Origin of the sequence: Micromonospora sp. NPDC050686 (genome assembly GCF_040654475.1) — a bacterium.
GTDB lineage: Bacteria > Actinomycetota > Actinomycetes > Mycobacteriales > Micromonosporaceae > Micromonospora.
The window spans coordinates 1-19,838 of record NZ_JBFAID010000013.1 but is presented as its reverse complement, the minus strand read 5'-3'; the positions used below and the strand labels follow the sequence as shown (position 1 = coordinate 19,838).

Genomic DNA, 19,838 nt, shown 5'->3' with positions numbered 1-19,838 from the left:
TAGGCTCGGCGGCATGGAACAGCGCAGCTTCGACCGGCTCGGCCGGCAGGTGGGCGTCGTCGGCCTCGGTGCCTGGCAGCTCGGCGCCGACTGGGGCCAGGTCAGCGAGGAGGCCGCGATGAGCGTTCTCGCCGCCGCCGTGGACGCCGGGGTCACCTTCCTGGACACCGCCGACGTGTACGGCGACGGCCGCAGCGAGCAGCTGATCGGCCGGTTCCTGCGCGGGCGCCCCGGGCACGGGCTGACCGTCGCCACCAAGATGGGCCGCCGGGTCGAGCAGGCGCCCGAGGCGTACGCCCTGGACAACTTCCGGGCCTGGACCGACCGGTCCCGGGCCAACCTCGGGGTGGACACCCTGGATCTGGTCCAGCTGCACTGCCCGCCCACCCCGGTCTTCGCCGACGACCGGGTCTTCGACGCCCTCGACACCCTCGTCGCCGAGCAGCGCATCGCCGGCTACGGGGTGAGCGTGGAGACCTGCGAGCAGGCGCTGACCGCGATCGCCCGACCCGGCGTGGCCAGCGTCCAGATCATCCTCAACGCGGTCCGGCTCAAGCCCCTCGACCGGGTGCTGCCCGCCGCCGCGGCGGCCGGGGTCGGCATCATCGCCCGGGTGCCGCTGGCCAGCGGCCTGCTCTCCGGCCGCTACGACGAGCACACCACCTTCCCCGCCGACGACCACCGCAATTTCAACCGGCACGGGGAGTCGTTCGACGTCGGGGAGACGTTCTCCGGCGTCGACTACGACCTCGGGCTGGCCGCCGTGCGCCGGCTCGCGCCGCTGGTCGGTGACGGCCGCACGATGGCCCAGTTCGCGCTGCGCTGGGTGCTCGACCAGCCGGGCGTCACCGTGGTCATCCCCGGGGCCCGCGACGCCGAGCAGGCCCGGCGCAACGCCGCCGCGGCCGGGCTGGCGCCGCTCACCGACGCCGAGCGGACCGCCGTCCGCGACACCTACGACGAGCTGATCAGGCCGCAGGTGCACCACCGGTGGTGATCGCGCCGCGTGGCGTCCACGCCCGGCGGGCCGGCGCGGCGCATGCTGGACCGGCCCGGACGTGGAGGGGGGAACGATGAAGGGCTGGCTGCCGCTCACTCTCGGCCTGCTCGCCGTGGTCGTCGGGGCGGTGTGGACCGTCCAGGGCCTCGGCTTCGTCGAGGGCAGCGTGATGACCGGCCAGCGGGTGTGGGCGGTCGTCGGGCCGGTGCTCGTCCTGGTCGGACTGGTCGCGCTCTGGCTCGGCCTGCGGTCGCGCCGCCGCACCTGACCGGGCCACGCGCGGCGGGTCACCTCCGGGAACGCGGAAAGCCCCGCGTCCGGCAAGGACACGGGGCTTCACATCAGCCCGGAGCCACACCGTCGTGCGGCGACGGCGGGCCGGATCTGCTTGCTCAGATGGGGCGGACCTGCTCGGCCTGCGGACCCTTCTGACCCTGGGCGATCTCGAACTCCACCCGCTGGTTCTCCTCCAGCGTGCGGTAGCCGCTGGACTGGATTGCCGAGAAGTGGACGAACACGTCAGCACCCCCGCCGTCGACGGTGATGAAGCCGAAGCCCTTGTCTGCGTTGAACCACTTCACGGTTCCCTGCGCCATGTGAATCTCCTTCTAAAACTGGCGGCCTAGCACGCCGGCGCGGCCGATTGGCCGTTTTCGAGCAGCGGCGCCGGAGGCGGCCCCCGGTGAGGGAGACTTCTCTCAACCCACGCCATCTCTCAACAGCGTGGAACAGCAAACCACGTACGCAAAAACTCTGCACGGCCTAGCCGACGAAATTCTCCGACATGTGACCTGACGGATGCCGAAAGCGGCTGGGCGGGCGGCTCAGGCCGTGCGAAAGGCCCCCTGCCCGTCGATGGGTGCAGGGGGCCTCTCCCGTCGTTTCTCAGTCCGGCCAGTGGCCGGTCAGTCGGCGTACCCCGACCGCGCCACCGCGGTCCACGGCCGCCCGGACCACCGCGAAGATGGCGCCCTGCAGGGCCGCCGCGGCGAGGATCTCGCCCCACCGGCGGTCCTCGTCGGTGGCGCTGGGAGCCTCCCCGTCGCCGGCCGTCACCGTCCACACCTTCCGGAAGATGGCCCCGGCGAGGGCGCCGGCCGCGATACCGAGCAGCACCCCCACGGGCTTGTACGCCGCCTTGCCGATCCCCGCGCTCACCGACGCCTCCCCCGTACGATCAACAGCACGATCATGGTGGCCACGGCACCCGCCGCCACCGCGGCCCACGGCGCCGCGCCGCTCCGCAGGGCGACCTTCCCCTCGTCCGCGTGCACCCGCGCGGAGTGCGCCTGCCGCGTCGCCTGACCCCGCACCCGGGCCACGGTCTGCGCGGCCTGCCCTCGCATCCGGTCCTTCGCCTGCTCGGCCGAGGACCGCAACCGGGCCTTCACGTCGGCCTTGGCGGCCAACAGCTCCATCGTCTCACCCAACTCCACCCGGGTCCGGCGGATCTCCTCACGGAGCGCCTCCAGGTCACCGGTCCCGTTGCCCCTCATGCCCGCCTCCCGTCCTTCACCGCGGCGGTGACGGTGTCCACGTCCGCCCGGACGCTACGGACCGCCGCCTCCGGCACCGGCGGGACGGCACGGCTGACCTGCTTCTTGCCGACCAGCGCGAGGACCCCGGCGAGCAGGAAGAGCACCACCGCCACGATCAGGGCGGCCAGCCACGCGGGCATCACCAGCGCCAGCAGCAGGATCACCGTGGCCACCAGCGCGCCCGCGCCGTAGAGGGCCATCACTCCGCCGCCGCCGAACAACCCGATGCCGATCCCGGCGTGCTTACCCTTCTCGGTCAGTTCCGCCCGGGCCAGTGCCAGCTCGTCTCGCACCAGGCGGGAGACCTGTTCGGTGGCGCGCTGTACCAGCTCGGCGGTGGACGGCTCGTTCCCGGTCCGGGACGCGTTGCGACTCGCGACGTCAGCCATGCTGTCCTCCTTTCATCATCACCGCGCTGTATGCCCGGAGTCGCCGCCCGTCAATCCTGACGCGGGGCGTGCGCAGCAGGTCCCCGGGATCGGGGTCGCCAAACGCCTCGCCCGCCACCGATCCGCCCGCACCCGCCGCGTACGGGCCAACGCGCCCGCCCGCCGAAGGTCACGCACCGACCCGCCGAGCCCCCCGTCCAGCGGTGGACGGGGGGGCTCAGCGCCGCGCGTCGGCGTGGTCCTCGGGGCCGACGAAGGCCTCGCTGCGGGCATCGCCGTCGTCGCTGCCGCCGAAGACCCGCGCGTCGTCCGGCAGGTCCGCCTCCGCCCGCCGGCGGACCGGGCGGCGCGGCTGCACCCACTGCCAGGGCAGCGTGCCCGAGTCGTCGCCCAGCTCGGTACGCACCCGGGGCATCGCGGTCGGCTGGTTGTCCCGGATCCAGCCGACCAGGTGCTCCCGGACCAGGCAGCGCAGGTCCCAGAGGCTGCCCGCGTCGGCCGCGCTGACCAGCGCGCGCACCTTCACCATCCCGCCGGTGGCGTCGGTGACCTGGAGTACGCAGACCCGACCGTCCCACAGCTCGGTGCCCTCCACGAGCCGGCGCAGCTCCTCGCGCATCGCCTGCACCGGGATCGCCCAGTCGACGTCGAACTCGGCGGTGCCGAGCACCGCCGCCTCGGTGCGGGTCCAGTTCTGGAACGGGGTGCTGGTGAAGTACGAGGTGGGCAGGATCAGCCGCCGGTCGTCCCAGACCTGCACCACCACGTAGCTGAGCGTCAGCTCCTCGATCCGGCCCCACTCCCCCTCGACCACCACCACGTCGTCGAGGCGTACCGCGTCGCTGAAGGCGAGCTGGAGGCCGGCGAAGACGTTGCCGAGCAGGCTCTGCGCGGCCAGCGCCGCCACCACACCGACGACACCGGCGCTGGTCAGCACGCCGGCGCCGATGCCCCGTACCGCGGGGAAGGTCATCAGCATCACGCCGAGGGCGAGCACCACGATCACCGCGATGGTCAGCCGGCGCAGCAGCACCACCTGGGTGCGGACCCGCCGGGCGTGCCGGTTGTTCGGCACGTCCACCCGGAACCGGGCCAGCGCGGTGTCCTCGACCACCACCAGCAGCGAGGCGACCAGCCAGGCCGCGGCGGCCACCACGGCGAGCACCAGCGTGTGCAGCACGATCTGCCGCCAGGCGGTGCCCACGGCGTACAGGGTGGTGAAGCGCACCGCGAACTGCACGGCGAGGATGGTGGCGGCCACCTGGAACGACCGGTGCGCGTGCTGGCTGAGCTCGGTCAGCAGCAGCGAACGGCGGCCGAGCCGGCGCATCGTGCGGTGCACCACCTCCACCACCAGCAGCGCGATCGCCGCCGCGCCCAGCGCGGCGGCGATCGTGGTCAGGTAGCTCTGCACAGGGTCCTCCTCCGGCCGGGCACCCGGTTTCGGGCAAAGGCCCAATGGTGCCCGGCGGATGCCGCATCGACCAGGATCAGACCTTGCGGTAGCGGGACTGGACGAAGCAGTAGACACCGAACGCGGCGATGCCGAGCGCCATGAGGGTGAGCAGCACCGGGCCGTAGGACTGGTCGCGCAGGGTACGCAGCGCGGCGTCCAGCCCGCGGGCCTTCTCCGGGTCGTAGTTCACCGCGGCCACGATGATCAGCACACCGGTGACGGCGAAGACGGCGCCCCGGGCGGCGTACCCGGCCATGCCGAGCCGGCGGGTCAGCCGCAGCGTCTTCGGGTTCATCTGCTCGGTCTTGAGGTTGCGCAGGAACTTCTTCTTGAGGCCGTAGACGACCATGCCGACGCTCACGGCGGCGAGGACCAGGCCGGCCAGCCCGACCAACCACCGGCCCCCGTCGGAGGACATCAGCTTCTCGGAGAACGCCTGCTGCTGGTCCGAGGAGTTGGAGCTGGCGTCCTGGAAGACCTTGATGGCGGTCCAGGCGAGCCAGAGGAAGATCACGGTACGGGCCACCGAGGCGACCCGTTCGAAGATCCGCTCCTTGCCACGCAGCGAGCGGTGCCCGACGATCGCCTCCAGCGCCTGCCAGATCGCCATCGCGATCAGGCCGACCGCGATCGCGATCAGCAGGAACTTCCCCAGGGGCTGCTCGCCGAGGGTACGCAGCGCACCGTTCTGGTTGCCCTCCTCGCCCGAGTTGCCGAAGGCGATCTGCAGAGCCAGCCAGCCGAAGAGGAGGTGCACGATGCCGTAGCCGATGAAACCGGCACGGGCCAACAGTTCGAGCCACCGGCTGTTCGCCGCCTGGGTGGCGGTGGCTTCGGCGTTACGGGTGAGTGACATGGCGCCTCAATCTCCGAACGCGAAGATCTCCAAACGTCGCCACCGCCACCGCCGCGCGGTGTCAGCTGCCCGTACTACCGCGAAACCCGGATCTTGACCTGCTCGTCGGTGACGCTCTCCAGGCTGACCGAGAGGTCCCCCGCCGAGGCCGCCTGCTGGCCGACGGTCAGCGAGAGCTGCTCGCCGGCCACCTCGACGGTGACCTGGTCGCCCTGGGCGCCGACCAGTTTCGCCTCGACGCCGAGGATGGTGGCGCTGGCCTCGACACCGCGCTCGAAGGTGACTGTGCAGGCGTCCAGTCCGCAGTCGGTGGAGGCGCCCTGGGAGCTGCATCCGGCGAGCAGGGCCGCGCCGAGCAGCAGGCCGGCCAGCAGGCCGCCGGCCCGCCGGAGGGGGGCAAACGAGGGGTGGAACGGTCGGTTCGTCACCGGGCAAGGGTACGAGACAGCCGCCGGTCGGTCACCAGTCGGATGATCATCTTTTTCGGACCGTCGGGCGCCGGCGGGTTAGGGTCCCCGCATGCCGTACGACATCGCCCGGGTCCGGGCCACCTACCCCGCGCTGGCCGAGGGTTTCGCCCACTTCGACGGTGCCGGCGGCACCCAGACCGCCGCGCCGGTGATCGAGGCCGCCGCCGCCGCGATGCGGGGCGCCACCGGCAACCGCAGCACCGCCTTCGCGCCCGGCAGCCGGTCCCTGGAGCTGGTCGCCGGCGCCCGGGCCGCGGTGGCCGACCTGCTCGGAGCGGAGCCCGCCGGGGTGGTCCTCGGTCCCAGCGCCACCGCGCTGACGTACACCCTGGCCCGCACCCTCGGCGCGACCTGGCGCCCGGGTGACGAGGTGGTGCTGTCCCGGCTGGACCACGACGCGAACGTGCGCCCGTGGGTGCAGGCCGCCGAGGCGGCCGGCGCCACGGTGCGCTGGGCCGAGTTCGACCGGCACAGCGGCGAGCTGCCCGCCGGCCAGTACGCCGACCTGGTCGGGGCGCGCACCCGGCTGGTCGCGGTCACCGCCGGCAGCAACGCGATCGGCACCGTGCCGGACGTCGCGGCGATCGCCAAGACCGCGCACGCCGCCGGCGCGCTGGTCTGCGTGGACGGGGTGCACTCGGTGCCGCACGGGCCCACCGACCTGGCCACGCTGGGCGCGGACTTCCTGGTCACCAGCGCCTACAAGTGGTCCGGTCCGCACCTGGCCGCGATGGTGGCCGACCCGGCCCGGTGGGCGGGGCTGCGCCCGGCGAAGCTGCTGCCCTCCGCCGACGCGGTGCCGGACCGGTTCGAGTTCGGCACGCCGAGCTTCCCGCTGCTGGCCGGCGTCACCGCGGCGGTGGACCAGCTGGCGTCGCTGGACCCGGCGGCGACCGGCGACCGGCGGGCGCGGGTACGGGCCGGGCTGACCGCCGCGCAGGCGCACGAGGAGGCGGTCTTCGACCGGCTGCTCGCCGGCCTGACGGCGCTGCCCGGGCTGACCCTGTACGGCTCGCCGGCCCGGCGCTGCCCGACCGTCTCGTTCCGGGTGGCCGGGCTCTCCCCCGCCGACACCGCCGCCGAGCTGGGCGCGGCCGGGCTCTGCCTGTCGCACGGCGACTACTACGCCTACGAGTACTTCCACGCGATGGGGCTGCGGGCCGACGGCGGCGCGGTGCGCGCCAGCGTGTACCACTACAACACCGTCGAGGAGGTCGACCGGTTGCTGGCCGAACTGGACAGGATCGCCACGCGCGGTGCGAGGATGGCCCGGTGAGCTTCCTGGTCGAGGAGAACCCCGCCAAGCACCGGTTCGAGATCCTGGTCGACGACGCGCTGGCCGGGTTCACCGCGTACCTTCCCCGGGGCGAGGTGCTGGTCTTCACCCACACCGAGGTGGACGCGAAGTTCCAGAACATGGGGGTCGGCGCGGCGCTGATCCGCGGCACGCTGGACCAGGTCCGGGCCCGCGGTGGCCGGGTGGTTCCCCGGTGCCCGTTCGTGGCCAGCTTCATCGAGCGCCACCCGGAGTACGCCGACCTGGTCGTCCCGGCCGCCTGACGGGTTCGCGCCCGCGGCCGGCGGCCGGCTCAGGACGCGGTGAGGCGCTCGGCGGCGGCCCGGGCGCCGGCCCGGGTGGCGCCGTGCGTGGCGACGTGGACCGCGCCGATGACCAGGTGCGGGACGCCCAGCTCGACCACCACCGCGTCGGGTCGGGCGGCCAGGGCGCGGGCCACGGCGGCCCGCATCCAGTCGTGCCGGTGCAGGTCGCGTACCACCAGCACCAGCGGGCGACCGGCGGCGCCGGCGGTCGGGTCGGCGGGCGTGTCGTCGCGGGCGTACCGGACCGTGGTGGTGCCGGGCAGCAGCTCAGCGAGCGGGGCGGCGACGCCCCACGGGGTCTGCGGGCCGATCGCGATGTTGTGCGGCGCGGCGAACTCCACCACGTGCGGCGGGCGGGTCAGCGGCAACGGGTCGGCGCCGCCCGGGGCGACGGTCACCCGGACCGCCCGGCGGGCCGCCACCAGCCCGATCGCCGGGCCGGCCGGGGGTGCCACGCCGTCGTCGCCGGCCGGGTCTGCGGCGGCGCGGGCCGGGTCTGCGGCGGCGCGGGGCTGGTCTCCGGCGGCGCGGGCCGTCACCGTCCAGGCGGCGAGCTGGCCGACCCGCTTGGCGGCCTCGGCCAGCCGCTCCTCGGGCAGCTCACCGGCGCGTACCGCGGTCACCAGGGCGTCCCGCAGCGCGCGGACGGTCTCCTCGTCGGCGTGCTCGCCGCCCACGCAGATCGCGTCCGCCCCGGCGGCCAGGGCGCGCACCGCCGCGCCGGTCAGGCCGTACCGGTCGGCCACCGCGCGCATCTCCACCGCGTCGGTCACCACCACGCCCTGGAAACCGAGCTCCTCACGGAGCAGGCCGCCGAGCACGTACGGGCTGAGCGTGGCCGGCAGCACAGGGTCCAGCGCCGGCACCAGCAGGTGGCCGGTCATCACGGCCTGCACGCCGGCCGCCACCGCGGCCCGGAACGGCACCAGCTCACCGGAGCGCAACTGCTCGCCGGTGGCCCCGATGACGGGCAGGTCGTGGTGCGAGTCGACCCGGGTGTCGCCGTGCCCGGGGAAGTGCTTGGCGCAGGCGGCCACCCCGCCGGCCTGCAGGCCGCGGACCCAGGCGGCGGTGTGCCGGGCCACCAGGGCCGGGTCGGCCCCGAAGGAGCGCACCCCGATCACCGGGTTGTCGGGGTTGGAGTTGACGTCGGCGTCCGGCGCGTAGTTGAGGGTGACGCCGGCGGCGGCGAGGTCGACGCCGAGGTCGCGGGCCACCGCCTCGGTCAGCGCCGGGTCGTCCACCGCGCCGAGGGCCAGGTTGCCCGGGCGGGAGCTGCCCCCGGCCGACTCGATCCGGGTGACGTCCCCGGCCTCCTCGTCGATGGCCACGATCACGTCGGGGCGCTCGGCACGCAGCGCCGCGGTCAGCGCGGCGAGCTGCGCCGGGTCGACCACGTTGCGGGCGAAGAGCACCACGGCGCCGAGCCCGTCGGCGAGCCAGCGCCGGACCCAGGACGGCGGGGTGGTGCCGACGAAACCGGGTTGCAGGACGGTGGCGGCCAGCCGGTCCAGCTCGCGTTCCGGGAAGCTCACGCCGTTTCCGTCCCCGCGCACCGAGCGGTCACCGCACCGTCCATCGCCCACCGTCCCCGTACGCTCGCCGCCCACCGTCCGTGACCCGCCGGTGGCGGGCACGTGCCTGCCATGGTCACACCCGCGCCGCCTAACAGTCAAGAAACCTTACTGTTTCGGTCGGCGAGCCCGGCGTGAAAGAGTGCGGGCATGGCACCCCCGCTGCTCGCCGACGCCACCAGCGCAGCCGACATCCCCGGCGTACGCCTGCTCGGCCTGGTGGTGGGCGGCCTGTTCCTGCTGATCGCGATCCGGGCGATGTTCAAGCGCTGATCCCCGGCGGCGATTCGAACCGGCCCGACGGGGTACCGCCCTTCAGGTCCGGCACGCCAGCCGGTCCGGCACGCCGACGCCGCCCGGCACGCCGAGGTGACGAGGGGAACGCAAGATGAGGATCGGCTACTTTCTGTCCAGCGAGGAGTACACCCCGGCGGAGCTGCTGGAGCAGGCGCGCGGCGCCGAGCGGGCCGGGTTCGAGGCACTGTGGATCTCCGACCACTACCACCCGTGGGTCGACGCGCAGGGTCAGAGTCCCTTCGTCTGGTCCACCATCGGGGCACTGAGCCAGGTCTGCACGCTGCCGGTGACCACGGCGGTGACCTGCCCGACGGTCCGCATCCACCCGGCGGTGCTGGCCCAGGCCGCGGCGACCAGCGCGGTCCTGCACGCCGGGCGGTTCGTGCTCGGGGTCGGCTCGGGCGAGGCGCTCAACGAGCACATCTTCGGCGACGCCTGGCCGCCGGCCGACGTGCGGCTGGAGATGCTGGAGGAGGCGGTCGAGGTGATGCGCGAGCTGTGGGGAGGCGGCTTCGTCAACCACCGCGGCAGGCACTACACCGTCGACCACGCCCGGCTCTACACGCTGCCGGAGACCCCGCCGAAGGTGTACGTCTCCGGCTTCGGGCCCAAAGCGATCGACCTGGCCGCCCGGATCGGTGACGGCTACGTCAGCACCATGCCAAACGGCGACATGGTGCGCCGCTTCCGCGACAACGGCGGCGGCGACAAGCCGTGCCAGGCCGGCTTCAAGGCGGCGTACGCCGACAGCGAGGACGAGGGCGTGCGGATCGCGTACGAGCGGTGGCCCAACGCCGGGGTGCCGGGCGAGCTGTCCCAGGTGCTCCCCTCGCCGCGCCACTTCGAGCAGGCCGCGCAGCTGGTGCGGCCGGAGATGATGAAGGAGTCCTTCGTCTGCGGCAACAGCGTCGACGCGCACCTGGAGATGATCGACAGGTACGCCAAGGCCGGCTTCGACGAGGTGTACGTGGCCAACACCGGCCCGAACTGGGCCGGCCTGTTCGACCTCTACCGACGCGAGGTGCTGCCCCGCCTCCGCTGAGGACGCAAGGAGGGGCCCCCGCTTAACGCGGGGCGGTGCCAGCGGTGCCCCGCCGCCCGGCGGGTGGCGGACCGGGCAGGACGCCGTGCAGCAGGGTGGCGACCAGTGCGTCCACGAGCTCGGGGGCGGGCTCCGGCGGCGCGCCCGCCGGATCGAGCAGCCGGCCCAGGACCAGGTCGTGGCAGACCCCGACGACCAGCGTGGCGACGGCCTCCGGACTGGCCGTGGCGGCCACCCGGCCGAGCCCCCGTTCCGCGCGGACGTAGTCGGCCAGTTCCCCGCGCAGCCAGTGCCCGCCACCGAGCGGGGTGGGCAGGTCGCGGAGGCGGGCCAGCAACTTCGGCTGGGTGGTCAGGCCGGCGAACGCCGGCAGGATCGCCGCGTGCAGCGCCAGCGCGCGGTCGACGTACGCCCGCAGGTTCACCTCGACGGTCCGCTCCCCCGCCCGCGGCGGCACCGCCCGCTGCCCCGCCTCGACCGCCCGCAGGTGCGCGTCCAGCGCGTACGCGACCAGCTCCTCCTTGTCGGCGAAGTGGTTGTAGAGCACGCCGTCGGCCACCCCGGCCTCCCGGGCGATGTCGCGGACGGTGAGCCCGGCGGTGCCGCGCCGGGCGACGAGCCGGCCGGCGGCGGCGATCAGGTGCGCACGCAGGCTCTGCTCGCCGCCGCCGCGCAGCGCGGCCGCTCTTCTCGGGGACATCACCGGCATCCTAGGCACGGCGGTCGCGCGGACACCCGCCCCACCGGTCGTCGGGGTTAAACGGGGGCCCCGGCTATGCAGAAAGCGTTGAGCGGGGGCCCCTGCTTACCGGTCAGGCCGGGTGGTGGGCGGTTATCGACCAGGCGGTGGCTTGGAGGCGTACCGCGCCGGGTTGCTCGTAGGCGCGTAGCGCCTCGACCAGCGCGGCGCGGGCCCGGGCCGCGCTGGCCGGGTCGACCCGGTCGAGCTGGTGGCGGATCGGGCCCCAGCCGGCCAGGAAGTGGCCCGCGTCCACCGCGTCCCGGCCCCAGTGCGCCACGGCCTCCACCGGCACGCACTCGATGCCGGCGAAGCCGGCGGCGGTGAGCACCCGGGCCACCACCGCCGGGTCGGCCAGCGAGAGCGGCTCGGCGGCGCCGGTGCCGTCGGTGCCCGGCGGGGGCAGGTGCGCGGCGAGGGCCCCGAGCACCGCGCCCAGGTCACCGCGGCGGAAGTCGTCGAGGCAGACGAACGCGAGCCGGCCGCCGGGCCGCAACGCGCGACCGATGTTGCCGAAGGCGGCGACCGGGTCGGCGAAGAACATCACCCCGAAGCGGCTCAGCGCGACGTCGAAGGCGGCGGCCGGGAACGGGTGCACCTGGGCGTCGGCCCGGACGAACTCCACGCCGGGCACCCCCTCCTCGGCCGCCGACGCCCGGGCCCGGTCGAGCATCGGCGCGGAGAGGTCGACGCCGACGGCGCCACCGTCGCCGGCCCGGGCGGCCAGCCGGGTCAGCTGGCCGGTGCCGCACCCGACGTCGAGCACCCGGTTGCCGGGGCGTACGGCGGCGAGCAGCACCTCGTTGAACCCGGCGTTGACCGCGTCGTAGCGGTCCTGGTGGTCGGCCCAGTGCCGCCCCTCGTAGCCGTTCCACGCCTCGGCCTGGTGGGTGTTGACCAGTGTCTCCATGCGACCCCTCCGTGATGAACGCTTGTTCATGAACGCACACTCATAATGAACCCGTGAGTCGCCGCGGTCAATGCCGGTTTCGTCCGGTCGGGCGTCGGGTACCTGCGCCCACTGATGAAGCTGTCCACGAACGCCATGACACTGCGCCGCGCCGCGAAGAACCTCTTCGGCTGGACCACGCTGCGGCCCAACCAGCTCGCCGCCATGCGCGCGGTGATGAAGCGACGCGACGCGCTGGTGGTGCTGCCCACCGGCGCCGGCAAGTCGGCGATCTACCAGATCCCGGCCAGCCTGATCCCCGGACCCACGGTGGTCATCTCCCCGCTGCTCGCCCTCCAGCAGGACCAGATCGCCGCGCTGAACGAGCGGCAGCGCCCCGAGCTGCGGGCGGTGCGGATCAGTTCGGACGAGACCGCCGCCCAGCAGGCGCAGGCGATCGCCGAGATCCGCGACGGGCGGGCCGAGTTCCTCTTCATCACCCCGGAGGCGCTGGGCAATCCGGACCGGATGGCGGAGGTACGCGAGCTGAAGCCGGCGCTGGTCGCGATCGACGAGGCGCACTGCATCTCCGCCTGGGGGCACGACTTCCGGCCGGACTACCTGGCCCTCGGGCACCTCATCGAGGGCCTCGGCCGGCCGCCGGTGGTGGCGCTGACCGCGACCGCCTCACCCCCGGTACGCGACGACATCATCTCCCGGTTGCGGCTGCGCGACGCCGAGGTGGTGGTCTCCGGGCTGGACCGGCCCAACCTCTTCCTCGAGGTGGCCTACTGCCCGACCGACGACTACCGGTGGCGCAGGCTGAGCGCGCTGCTGAGCGACGACGAGCGGCCGGGCATCATCTACGTGCCCACCCGGCGGGCCGCCGAGGAGCTGGCCGGTCGGCTCACCGACGCCGGCCTCCCGTCGCAGCACTTCCACGGTGGCATGCCCACCGCGGCCCGCAACGAGCTGCACGAGGCGTTCCTCGCCGACCGCGTCCCGATCATGGTGGCCACCTCCGCGTTCGGCATGGGCATCGACAAGCCGAACATCGCCTGGGTGGTGCACATGGCCCTGCCGGACTCCCCGGACAGCTACTTCCAGGAGATCGGCCGGGCCGGGCGCGACGGCGAGCAGGCCCGGGTGCTGCTGCTCTGGCGCACCGAGGACGTCGGCCTGCAGCGCTACTTCACCGGCGGCCTGCCCGACCAGCAGGAACTCCAGGAACTCGCGGCGGTGCTGCGCACGCAGCCGCGGACCAAGAAGGAGCTGCGCGAGCTGACCGGCCTGGGCCCGCGCAAGCTCGGCCAGTACCTGTCGCTGCTGGAGCAGGTGGGCGCCGCCGAACCCCGCGCGAAGCAGCGCGTCGGCGCCCCCCGGTACGCCTCGACGCCCGTCGACTCGGCGCAGGCGGCCCTGGCCGAGGCGGAGCGCCAGCAGGTGGTCACCCGGTCCCGGACGGACATGATGCGCGCCTTCGCCGAGACCACCGGCTGCCGGGGGCAGGCCCTGCTGGCCTACTTCGGCGAGCAGATGAGCCAGGTGTGCGGGCACTGCGACAACTGCCACGCCGGGACGAGCACCGCCGACGACGGCGCGGTCGGACCGTTCCCGGTGCACAGCCAGGTGCGGCACCCGGAGTGGGGGGCCGGCCTGGTGCTCAACTACGAGGAGGACCGGATGACGGTGCTCTTCGACGAGGTGGGCTACAAGACGCTGTCCGTGCGCGTGGTGTCCGAACTGGGCCTGTTGACGCTGGGCTAGCCTGAGCCGCGTCGGCCGTCCGGCCGAGCGAGCTGACCGTGACATCTGTGCTGAGGAGGCTTTGCCGTGATCGAGCAGCCGGCGTACACCGGGTTCGGCTTCTCCGACGAGGAGTGGGGGCTGCTGGTCGGCCTGCCGCAGGCGGTGGTGACCGCCGCGAGCGCCGCGGAGTCCGACGGCACCCGCCGGACGATGGCCGAGAACGCCGCCGGGATGGAGACCATCTCCGCCGGCCGGGAGTCGGCCAGCCCGCTGGTCGCCGCGGTCGCCGGTGAGGTCATCTCCCGGGTGGGCGACCCGGAGGCCGGCGCGGAGCTGCCGGTGATCTCGCCGCCGGACCCGGCGGCCATGATCGACGACGTGCTGGCCCGGGCCGGCGAGGCCGCCGCCCTGCTGGCGGCGAAGGTGGACGAGGGCCAGGCCGGGGCGTACAAGCACTGGCTGGTGGAGATCGCCGAGCAGGTGGTCGGCGCGGCCTCGACCGGCGGCATCCTCGGCATCGGCGGGGACGCGGTCAGCGACTCCGAGCGACGGTTCCGCGACCGGCTCTCCCAGGTGCTCAACGACTGACCGCCAGCGATCGGGGCGGGCGGGCCAGGCGCCGCAGCGACCGGGCGGGGTCGCCACGGGAGGACGCGCGGCGGGCCGGGCGGGTCGCCTCGACGAAGGCATGTCCCCCGCGCGTGATACCTCTGGGGTATTTACATACCTCAGAGGTATCACGTTCGTTTTTTCTCCTGCCCGGCCCGGCGGAGGCCCGCCCCGCGGGCCGGCCCCGGCGGGAGGCCGGGTCAGGTGGCCGGCGGGCCCGCCGGCACCGGCCGGACTCCCGGCGCCACGGTCGGGGACCCGGCGGCGGCCGGCGCCGGCACGCCGTGCGCCTCGACGGCGGCCGGCGCCGGCGCGTCGTGCGCCCCGGCGGGGGCCGGGTCGGCCGTCGGCTCCGGCGCCGGCGGTCGGGCGCCGCGGAGCACGGCCACCGCGAGCGCCGCGGAAAGCAGCATCACCAGCGCGGCCACCACCGCGGCGAGGTGCAGCCCGTCGACGAACGCCGCGCGGGCGGCCCGCACCACCGCGTCGGCCGTACCCGGCGGCAGCCCCTCGGCCGCCGCCAGCGCGCCGCCCAGCGTCTCCCGGGCCGTCCGGACCGCCTCGTCGGGCAGGCCGGCGGGCAGCCGGTCCACCACCTCGCGGTGGTACACGGCCGCGCCGGCACTGCCCAGCACGGCCATTCCGAGTGCCCCGCCCAGCTCGCTGCTGGACTCGGTCAGGGCCGAGGCCACCCCGGCCCGCTCCGCCGGGGCGGCGCCCAGCACCAGCTCGGTGACCAGGGGCATGACCAGCATCGCGCCGGCCGCGCAAACGGCCGCGCCGAGCAGCAGCAGCCACAGCGGCGACTGCGGCGTCACTTGGGTCAGCAGGGCGAAACCGCCCGCCGCGACGACGAAGCCGGCCGCGATCAGCCAGGCCCGCTCGATCCGCCGGGCCAGCGTGGTGGCGACCGGGGCGACCCCGCCCACCACCAGCGCCGGCAGCACGCTCCACAGTGCCGCGCGCAGCGGGCTGAGGCCGAGCACCGACTGCAGGTGCTGGGTGGTGAAGATGGCGAAGCCGACCAGGCCGAACATCACCAGCAGGTTGACCCCGAGCGCGCCGCCGAAGGCCCGCCGGCGGAACAGCGCCGGGTCGATCATCGGGTGCGGCCGGGTCCGCAGCCGGTGCACGAAGGCCGCCCCGACCAGCAGACCGGCCACGACGGCGGCGCCGCGCGGCGGCGACCAGCCGGCCCGGGCGATCTCCTTGACCGCGTAGATCACCGGTAGCAGCGCGGCCAGCGACAGCGCCGCGCCGAGCAGGTCGAACGGGCCGGCGGCCGGGTTGCGGAACTCCGGCACCAGCAGCGGGACGAACAGCAACAGCAGCAGCATCGCCGGAATGTTGATCAGGAAGACCGATCCCCACCAGAAGTGCTCCAGCAGCAGGCCGCTGAACACCGGACCGACGGCGACCCCGCCGGTCAGCACGGCGGTCCAGACGCCGACCGCGGTGCCCCGCTGCCGCTCGTCGCGGAACATGTTGCGGACCAGGGCCAGCGTGGACGGCATCAGCGTCGCCCCGCCCACGCCGAGCAGCGCCCGGGCGGCGATCAGGGTGGTGGCGCTGTCGGCGTACGCGGCCAGCAGCGACGCCGCACCGAACGCGGCGGCGCCGAGCAGCAGCAGGCGACGCCGTCCGATCCGGTCGCCGAGCGCGCCCATCGTGATCAGCAGGCCGGCGAGCATGAACCCGTAGCTGTCGAAGATCCAGAGTTGCTGGGTGGCGGTGGGCCGCAACTGCTCGGTGATGGCCGGGACGGCGAAGTAGAGCACCGACACGTCCATCGACACCAGCAGCAGCGGCAACATCAGCACGCCGAACCCGATCCATTCCCGCCGGCCGGCCCGTCCCGGCGAGACCCCCATGTCCGTCATGACCCGCACCTTTCTGCGTATGTCGTACGCTTCATTGCGTAGACCATACGCAGAAATATGATGGCGGGGCAAGGAGGAGATGTGGACGCGACGACGGACAGCCAGACACCGGCACTGCCCCCGGCCATCGAGGCCGCCTGGGGCCTACGGGGCCGCGCGCCGAGGGGCCCCCGCCCCGGGCTCACCCTCGCCCGGATCGTCGAGGCCGCGGTGCGGATCGCCGACGCCGAAGGGCTGGCCGCCGTCTCGATGGGCCGGGTCGCCAAGGAACTCGGCGCCGGCACGATGGCCCTCTACCGGTACGTCGGCGCGAAGGACGAACTGCTCACCCTCATGGTCGACACGGCATACGGGGAACCGCCCGGGGCCGGCGACGACAGCCGGGACTGGCGGGCGGGGCTGGCCCACTGGGCCTGGGCCGACCGCGGCACGCTGCGCCGGCACCCGTGGATCCTGCTGGTGCCGATCGCCGGCCCGCCGCTCACCCCCAACTCGCTGGCCTGGCTGGAGGACGGCCTGCGCTGCCTGGCCGACACCGCACTGGCCGAACACGAGAAGCTGTCGGTGATCCTGCTGGTCACCGGCTACGTCCGCAACGAGTCCCTGCTGAGCGCCCAGATCGCCGAGGGAACCCGGTCGGCCGGCATCGCGTCCGAGGATCTGATGTCCAGCTACCGTGCCCTGGTCGCCCGGGTCGCCGACCCGGGACGGTTCCCCGCGCTGAACCGGCTGCTGGCGGCCGGCGTGCTGGACCGCGCGGACGACCCGGACGAGGAGTTCGTCTTCGGCCTGGAGCGGGTGCTCGACGGGGTGGCCGCGCTGATCCACGAGCGCGGCCGGACCGCACCGCGCTGAGCGTGCCGGCGGCTCCGGTGAGAATGGCTCCGGCGAACGAACGGGAGGAGACGATGAGCGGACTACCCACCGAGACGCTGGACACCAGGCCGCTGGCGCCCGCCGACCGGTGGCCGTTCTGGCAGGCCATGACCGGCCGGGTGTCGACCCCGCTCTCCTTCCACAGTGAGCACGCCGACGACTTCCAGGGCGACGCCCGCACCATCGCCCTCGGCCCGGTGGGCATGGTCCTGTTCCGCTACCAGTCGCTGACCTGCTGGCGCACCCCCCAGCTGATCCGGCAGACCGATCCGGAGATCTACCAGATCGGCCTGGTCCTGGCCGGCGACACCGCGGTCAGCGCCCGGCGGCGCAACACCGCCGTGGCCGCCGGCGACCTGACCTTCATCGACTGGGGACGGCCGCACGAGGTACGCCACATGGGCGGCCAGGACGGCCGGTTCCCGGCCGCCTCGATCACCGCCTCCATCCCACGCAGCCTGCTCCCCCTCGACGAGGACCGGGTGGACCGCCTCTCCGGCATCCGGATCTCCGGCACCGAGGGCACCGGCGCGCTGCTGGCCCAGCACCTGCACCGGATCAACCGCCACCCCGAGCAGTTCCACCCGGCCGAGGCGCCGTACCTCGCCGACGTCACGGTCAGCCTGGTCGCCAGCATGCTGGCCCGGCAGCTCGACAGCGAGAGCTCCCTGCCGGCCGAGCAGCGGCAGCAGGTCACGCTGACCCGGATCCGGGAATTCGTGGACCGCCACCTGGGCGACCGCTCGCTGACCCCGCGCGCGGTCGCCGACGCCCACCACGTCTCCCTCCGTACCCTGCACCGGCTCTTCGCCGAGTCGGAGGACACCATCGCCGGGCACATCCGGCGGCGGCGGCTGGACCGGTGCCGGCGCGACCTCGCCGACCCGCTGCTCGCCGCCCAGCCGGTCGGCGTCATCGCCCGCCGCTGGGGCTTCACCGACCAGGCCCACTTCAGCCGCGCCTTCCGCGCCGCGTACGGGATGAGTCCCCGGGCCTGGCGCGACGGGCACCGGCGCTGACCCCGCAATGGTGACCGACCGGTCCGAACGCGCCGACCACCGGCGAGGTGACGGGCGTCCGGCGCGACCGGCACGGATCGTCAACCTCGTGGCGTCCACCGTCAACTCCGGCCGGCGATAATGGATTCGGGCCGAGGCCGGGGTGACCGGTGCGGCCCACCGTATCGGGGGCGTGGCGAGGCGCCCGCGGCCCAGGCCGCGGGCGGCCTCGGCGCGATGTCGCCACCGACCGGCCGACCAGCGATCGGCCACTGCCGACTCCGGTCCCGCCGCAGATCCCCCAGGTTTCCGGCGGGGCCGGTCAGGCGTCCTCCAGCAGGGCGAGCACCCGCCGCTCGGCGTCCTCCCGGGGCGTCCCGGCCGCGATCTGAGCCACCACGCCGTCGTGGAACAGGTCCACCACCCGTGGATCGACGTACGAGGTCCGGGCCACCGTCGGGGTGTTGCCCAGCAGCTCGGCCACCGTCCGCATCACCGCCGCCACCGCCTTCTTCCGGGCGGTCGCCGAGCCGGCCGGTCCCGCCGTCGCCAACTCGGTCGCGGCCCGCACGGTGGCGTGCCAGGTGCGGAAGTCCTTGGCGGTCATCTCGCCGCCGCTGGCGTCGCGCAGGTAGTCGTTCACCTCGTCGCTGCGCACGTCCCGCCACTCCCGGCCGTCCCAGTAGCCGAAGAGCCGTTCCTCCCGCCGGCGCCGGCGCCGCAGGTTCGTCAGCACCCGGCACAGCTCGGCGTCCTCGATCCGCCGCACCTGCTCCACGCCGCCCTTGGCGGGGAACTCCAGGACCACGCAGCCGCCCCGGGACCGGGCGTGCTCCGGGCGCAGCGTGGAGACCCCGTACGTGGCCTCGTCGCCGACCGCGTACTGGTCGTTGCCGACCCGGAACATGCCCATGTCGAGCAGCCGCGCCACCGTGGCCAGCACCCGGAGCCGGTTGAGTCCCCGGCCGTCCAGGTCGTCGGCGACCCGCTCGCGCAGCTTCGGCAGCCGGCGCGCCACCTCCAGCACGTGGTCGAACTTCGCCTCGTCCCGCTTGCGCCGCCACTGCGGGTGGTAGAGGTACTGCCGGCGCCCGGCGGCGTCCACGCCGATGGCCTGGATGTGCCCGTTCGGGTACGGCGAGATCCACACGTCCTGCCAGGCCGGTGGGATCACCAGCCCGTCCAGCCGGTCAATCTCCGCCGGGTCGCGCAGCGGCGCCCCGGCCTGGTCGACGTACCGCCAGCCCTCGCCCCGCCGGCGGCGGCCGTATCCCGGCCTGCCCGGATCACTACGCCGCAACCGCACCGGAGATCCGCACCACCCGTTCCACCTCGTCCACCGCGGCCAGCACCGCAGCCAGCGGAATCGCCGCCATCGTCGCCGCGCCTACTACCCCACCAGAGCGGTCCCACTCCTGGTCACCGCCCCACAGCACCCGGTGTCGGGGGCGGCCGGCGGGCGGCCCCCAGCGGGCCGGCGGGACCGGCCCGAACAGCACCACCGACGCGGTGGCGTAGCCGGTGGCCAGGTGGGCCACCCCGGTGTCACCGCTGACCACCAGCCGGGCGTGCGCCACCAGGGCGGCCAGCGCGCCGACGTCGGTACGGCCGGCCAGCACCGCGTCCGCCGGCAGCCCCGCCCCGGCCGCCACCAGGGCGGCGAGCGCCCGCTCGTCCGGCGAGCCGGTGACCACCACCCGGTGCCCCCGGTCGGCCAGTTCCCGGGCCAGCGCGGCGAACCGCTCCGCCGGCCACCGCTTCGCCTCGATCTTGCTGCCGGGGTGCAGGACGGTTGCCCCGGTCGGCTGGCCGGCCGGCTCGGGCTGGCGCAGTGCCAGGTCGGTGCGGTCGGCCGGGATGCCGTACCAGGCCAG

At 74.4% G+C, this 19,838-nt stretch carries 23 protein-coding genes; 10 read left to right on the top strand and 13 right to left on the bottom strand.

Translation table 11 applies throughout. From position 1 onward, the window contains the following. Window positions 1-13: 13 nt before the first annotated feature. Together AB0H57_RS12065 and AB0H57_RS12060 are read left to right on the top strand one after the other, a co-directional pair. The gene (locus AB0H57_RS12065) at window positions 14-997 is read left to right on the top strand and encodes an aldo/keto reductase (protein ID WP_357505418.1); all 984 of its coding nucleotides are present in this window, start codon (window positions 14-16) and stop codon (window positions 995-997) included. 76 nt (window positions 998-1,073) lie between these two features. Then, complete coding sequence (locus AB0H57_RS12060) at window positions 1,074-1,268, top strand: hypothetical protein (RefSeq protein WP_357505417.1); 195 nt, start codon at window positions 1,074-1,076, stop codon at window positions 1,266-1,268. 124 nt (window positions 1,269-1,392) lie between these two features. Here the strand turns inward: AB0H57_RS12060 and AB0H57_RS12055 are convergent, their stop codons facing one another. The 7 genes from AB0H57_RS12055 to AB0H57_RS12025 form a co-directional block, all read right to left on the bottom strand. After that, complete coding sequence (locus AB0H57_RS12055; RefSeq protein WP_091424054.1) at window positions 1,393-1,596, bottom strand: cold-shock protein; 204 nt, start codon at window positions 1,594-1,596, stop codon at window positions 1,393-1,395. 289 nt (window positions 1,597-1,885) lie between these two features. After that, window positions 1,886-2,158, bottom strand: coding sequence for a DUF4235 domain-containing protein (locus AB0H57_RS12050; RefSeq protein WP_357505415.1), 273 nt, complete (start codon window positions 2,156-2,158; stop codon window positions 1,886-1,888). Continuing rightward, the gene (locus AB0H57_RS12045) at window positions 2,155-2,496 is read right to left on the bottom strand and encodes a DUF3618 domain-containing protein (protein WP_357505413.1); all 342 of its coding nucleotides are present in this window, start codon (window positions 2,494-2,496) and stop codon (window positions 2,155-2,157) included. Before AB0H57_RS12045 ends, AB0H57_RS12050 begins: the two co-directional genes overlap by 4 nt. Then, on the bottom strand, window positions 2,493-2,927 hold the full coding sequence (locus tag AB0H57_RS12040) for a phage holin family protein (protein ID WP_357505411.1): 435 nt from the start codon (window positions 2,925-2,927) through the stop codon (window positions 2,493-2,495). The genes AB0H57_RS12045 and AB0H57_RS12040 overlap by 4 nt, the downstream gene beginning before the upstream one ends. Window positions 2,928-3,144: 217 nt before the next feature. Continuing rightward, window positions 3,145-4,341 carry a mechanosensitive ion channel domain-containing protein gene (locus AB0H57_RS12035; protein WP_357505409.1) on the bottom strand — a complete coding sequence of 399 codons (1,197 nt, stop codon included), beginning with the start codon at window positions 4,339-4,341 and terminating at the stop codon, window positions 3,145-3,147. Window positions 4,342-4,417: 76 nt separating this feature from the next. Next, window positions 4,418-5,239 carry a DUF1206 domain-containing protein gene (locus tag AB0H57_RS12030; protein ID WP_357505407.1) on the bottom strand — a complete coding sequence of 274 codons (822 nt, stop codon included), beginning with the start codon at window positions 5,237-5,239 and terminating at the stop codon, window positions 4,418-4,420. Between the two features lie 74 nt (window positions 5,240-5,313). Beyond that, window positions 5,314-5,667, bottom strand: a complete 354-nt coding sequence (locus AB0H57_RS12025; RefSeq protein WP_357505404.1) for a hypothetical protein — start codon at window positions 5,665-5,667, stop codon at window positions 5,314-5,316. Between the two features lie 91 nt (window positions 5,668-5,758). Between AB0H57_RS12025 and AB0H57_RS12020 the strand changes: the two genes are divergently transcribed. Both AB0H57_RS12020 and AB0H57_RS12015 read left to right on the top strand, forming a co-directional pair. After that, window positions 5,759-6,985 carry a cysteine desulfurase-like protein gene (locus AB0H57_RS12020; RefSeq protein WP_357505403.1) on the top strand — a complete coding sequence of 409 codons (1,227 nt, stop codon included), beginning with the start codon at window positions 5,759-5,761 and terminating at the stop codon, window positions 6,983-6,985. Continuing rightward, window positions 6,982-7,269 carry a GNAT family N-acetyltransferase gene (locus AB0H57_RS12015; protein ID WP_357505401.1) on the top strand — a complete coding sequence of 96 codons (288 nt, stop codon included), beginning with the start codon at window positions 6,982-6,984 and terminating at the stop codon, window positions 7,267-7,269. Before AB0H57_RS12020 ends, AB0H57_RS12015 begins: the two co-directional genes overlap by 4 nt. Window positions 7,270-7,298: 29 nt before the next feature. Here the strand turns inward: AB0H57_RS12015 and AB0H57_RS12010 are convergent, their stop codons facing one another. Further along, window positions 7,299-8,846 (bottom strand): glycoside hydrolase family 3 N-terminal domain-containing protein, encoded by a 1,548-nt coding sequence (locus tag AB0H57_RS12010; protein WP_357505399.1) that lies wholly within the window; start codon window positions 8,844-8,846, stop codon window positions 7,299-7,301. Between the two features lie 189 nt (window positions 8,847-9,035). Between AB0H57_RS12010 and AB0H57_RS12005 the strand changes: the two genes are divergently transcribed. Further along, window positions 9,036-9,158, top strand: a complete 123-nt coding sequence (locus AB0H57_RS12005; RefSeq protein ID WP_357505397.1) for a hypothetical protein — start codon at window positions 9,036-9,038, stop codon at window positions 9,156-9,158. 115 nt (window positions 9,159-9,273) lie between these two features. Continuing rightward, the gene (locus AB0H57_RS12000) at window positions 9,274-10,224 is read left to right on the top strand and encodes a TIGR03557 family F420-dependent LLM class oxidoreductase (RefSeq protein ID WP_357505395.1); all 951 of its coding nucleotides are present in this window, start codon (window positions 9,274-9,276) and stop codon (window positions 10,222-10,224) included. 22 nt (window positions 10,225-10,246) lie between these two features. Here AB0H57_RS12000 and AB0H57_RS11995 read toward each other — a convergent pair whose 3' ends face one another. Together AB0H57_RS11995 and AB0H57_RS11990 are read right to left on the bottom strand one after the other, a co-directional pair. After that, window positions 10,247-10,924 carry a helix-turn-helix domain-containing protein gene (locus AB0H57_RS11995; protein ID WP_357505393.1) on the bottom strand — a complete coding sequence of 226 codons (678 nt, stop codon included), beginning with the start codon at window positions 10,922-10,924 and terminating at the stop codon, window positions 10,247-10,249. A 112-nt stretch (window positions 10,925-11,036) separates the two neighbouring features. Next, window positions 11,037-11,873, bottom strand: a complete 837-nt coding sequence (locus AB0H57_RS11990) for a methyltransferase domain-containing protein (protein WP_357505391.1) — start codon at window positions 11,871-11,873, stop codon at window positions 11,037-11,039. A gap of 114 nt (window positions 11,874-11,987) precedes the next feature. Between AB0H57_RS11990 and AB0H57_RS11985 the strand changes: the two genes are divergently transcribed. Then, window positions 11,988-13,619, top strand: a complete 1,632-nt coding sequence (locus AB0H57_RS11985; RefSeq protein WP_357505390.1) for a RecQ family ATP-dependent DNA helicase — start codon at window positions 11,988-11,990, stop codon at window positions 13,617-13,619. A gap of 66 nt (window positions 13,620-13,685) precedes the next feature. After that, complete coding sequence (locus AB0H57_RS11980) at window positions 13,686-14,189, top strand: hypothetical protein (RefSeq protein WP_357505388.1); 504 nt, start codon at window positions 13,686-13,688, stop codon at window positions 14,187-14,189. A gap of 221 nt (window positions 14,190-14,410) precedes the next feature. Here AB0H57_RS11980 and AB0H57_RS11975 read toward each other — a convergent pair whose 3' ends face one another. Then, window positions 14,411-16,090, bottom strand: a complete 1,680-nt coding sequence (locus tag AB0H57_RS11975; RefSeq protein WP_357505386.1) for an MFS transporter — start codon at window positions 16,088-16,090, stop codon at window positions 14,411-14,413. A gap of 81 nt (window positions 16,091-16,171) precedes the next feature. On the opposite strand from AB0H57_RS11975, the gene AB0H57_RS11970 reads away from it, so the two are divergent. Continuing rightward, on the top strand, window positions 16,172-16,945 hold the full coding sequence (locus AB0H57_RS11970; RefSeq protein WP_357505384.1) for a TetR/AcrR family transcriptional regulator: 774 nt from the start codon (window positions 16,172-16,174) through the stop codon (window positions 16,943-16,945). Window positions 16,946-16,998: 53 nt separating this feature from the next. After that, window positions 16,999-17,985, top strand: a complete 987-nt coding sequence (locus AB0H57_RS11965; RefSeq protein ID WP_357505382.1) for a helix-turn-helix domain-containing protein — start codon at window positions 16,999-17,001, stop codon at window positions 17,983-17,985. Between the two features lie 301 nt (window positions 17,986-18,286). Here the strand turns inward: AB0H57_RS11965 and AB0H57_RS11960 are convergent, their stop codons facing one another. Together AB0H57_RS11960 and AB0H57_RS11955 are read right to left on the bottom strand one after the other, a co-directional pair. Next, entirely contained in the window at window positions 18,287-19,270 is a 984-nt protein-coding gene (locus AB0H57_RS11960) for a DNA topoisomerase IB (protein ID WP_357505380.1), read from the bottom strand. Continuing rightward, a partial coding sequence (locus AB0H57_RS11955; protein WP_357505378.1) for a glycosyltransferase family 9 protein occupies window positions 19,254-19,838 on the bottom strand: 585 nt, incomplete at its 5' end. The genes AB0H57_RS11955 and AB0H57_RS11960, both read right to left, overlap by 17 nt.

Bases quoted from the DNA above. Each gene is read 5' to 3' on its own strand.
- AB0H57_RS12030 (WP_357505407.1), bottom strand. From the start codon at position 5,239: ATGTCACTCACCCGTAACGCCGAAGCCACCGCCACCCAGGCGGCGAAC.
- AB0H57_RS12020 (WP_357505403.1), top strand. From the start codon at position 5,759: ATGCCGTACGACATCGCCCGGGTCCGGGCCACCTACCCCGCGCTGGCC.
- AB0H57_RS12040 (WP_357505411.1), bottom strand. From the start codon at position 2,927: ATGGCTGACGTCGCGAGTCGCAACGCGTCCCGGACCGGGAACGAGCCG.
- AB0H57_RS12055 (WP_091424054.1), bottom strand. From the start codon at position 1,596: ATGGCGCAGGGAACCGTGAAGTGGTTCAACGCAGACAAGGGCTTCGGC.
- AB0H57_RS11965 (WP_357505382.1), top strand. From the start codon at position 16,999: ATGAGCGGACTACCCACCGAGACGCTGGACACCAGGCCGCTGGCGCCC.
- AB0H57_RS12005 (WP_357505397.1), top strand. From the start codon at position 9,036: ATGGCACCCCCGCTGCTCGCCGACGCCACCAGCGCAGCCGACATCCCC.
- AB0H57_RS12060 (WP_357505417.1), top strand. From the start codon at position 1,074: ATGAAGGGCTGGCTGCCGCTCACTCTCGGCCTGCTCGCCGTGGTCGTC.
- AB0H57_RS11990 (WP_357505391.1), bottom strand. From the start codon at position 11,873: ATGGAGACACTGGTCAACACCCACCAGGCCGAGGCGTGGAACGGCTAC.
- AB0H57_RS12065 (WP_357505418.1), top strand. From the start codon at position 14: ATGGAACAGCGCAGCTTCGACCGGCTCGGCCGGCAGGTGGGCGTCGTC.
- AB0H57_RS11995 (WP_357505393.1), bottom strand. From the start codon at position 10,924: ATGTCCCCGAGAAGAGCGGCCGCGCTGCGCGGCGGCGGCGAGCAGAGC.
- AB0H57_RS11975 (WP_357505386.1), bottom strand. From the start codon at position 16,090: ATGACGGACATGGGGGTCTCGCCGGGACGGGCCGGCCGGCGGGAATGG.
- AB0H57_RS12000 (WP_357505395.1), top strand. From the start codon at position 9,274: ATGAGGATCGGCTACTTTCTGTCCAGCGAGGAGTACACCCCGGCGGAG.
- AB0H57_RS12045 (WP_357505413.1), bottom strand. From the start codon at position 2,496: ATGAGGGGCAACGGGACCGGTGACCTGGAGGCGCTCCGTGAGGAGATC.
- AB0H57_RS11985 (WP_357505390.1), top strand. From the start codon at position 11,988: ATGAAGCTGTCCACGAACGCCATGACACTGCGCCGCGCCGCGAAGAAC.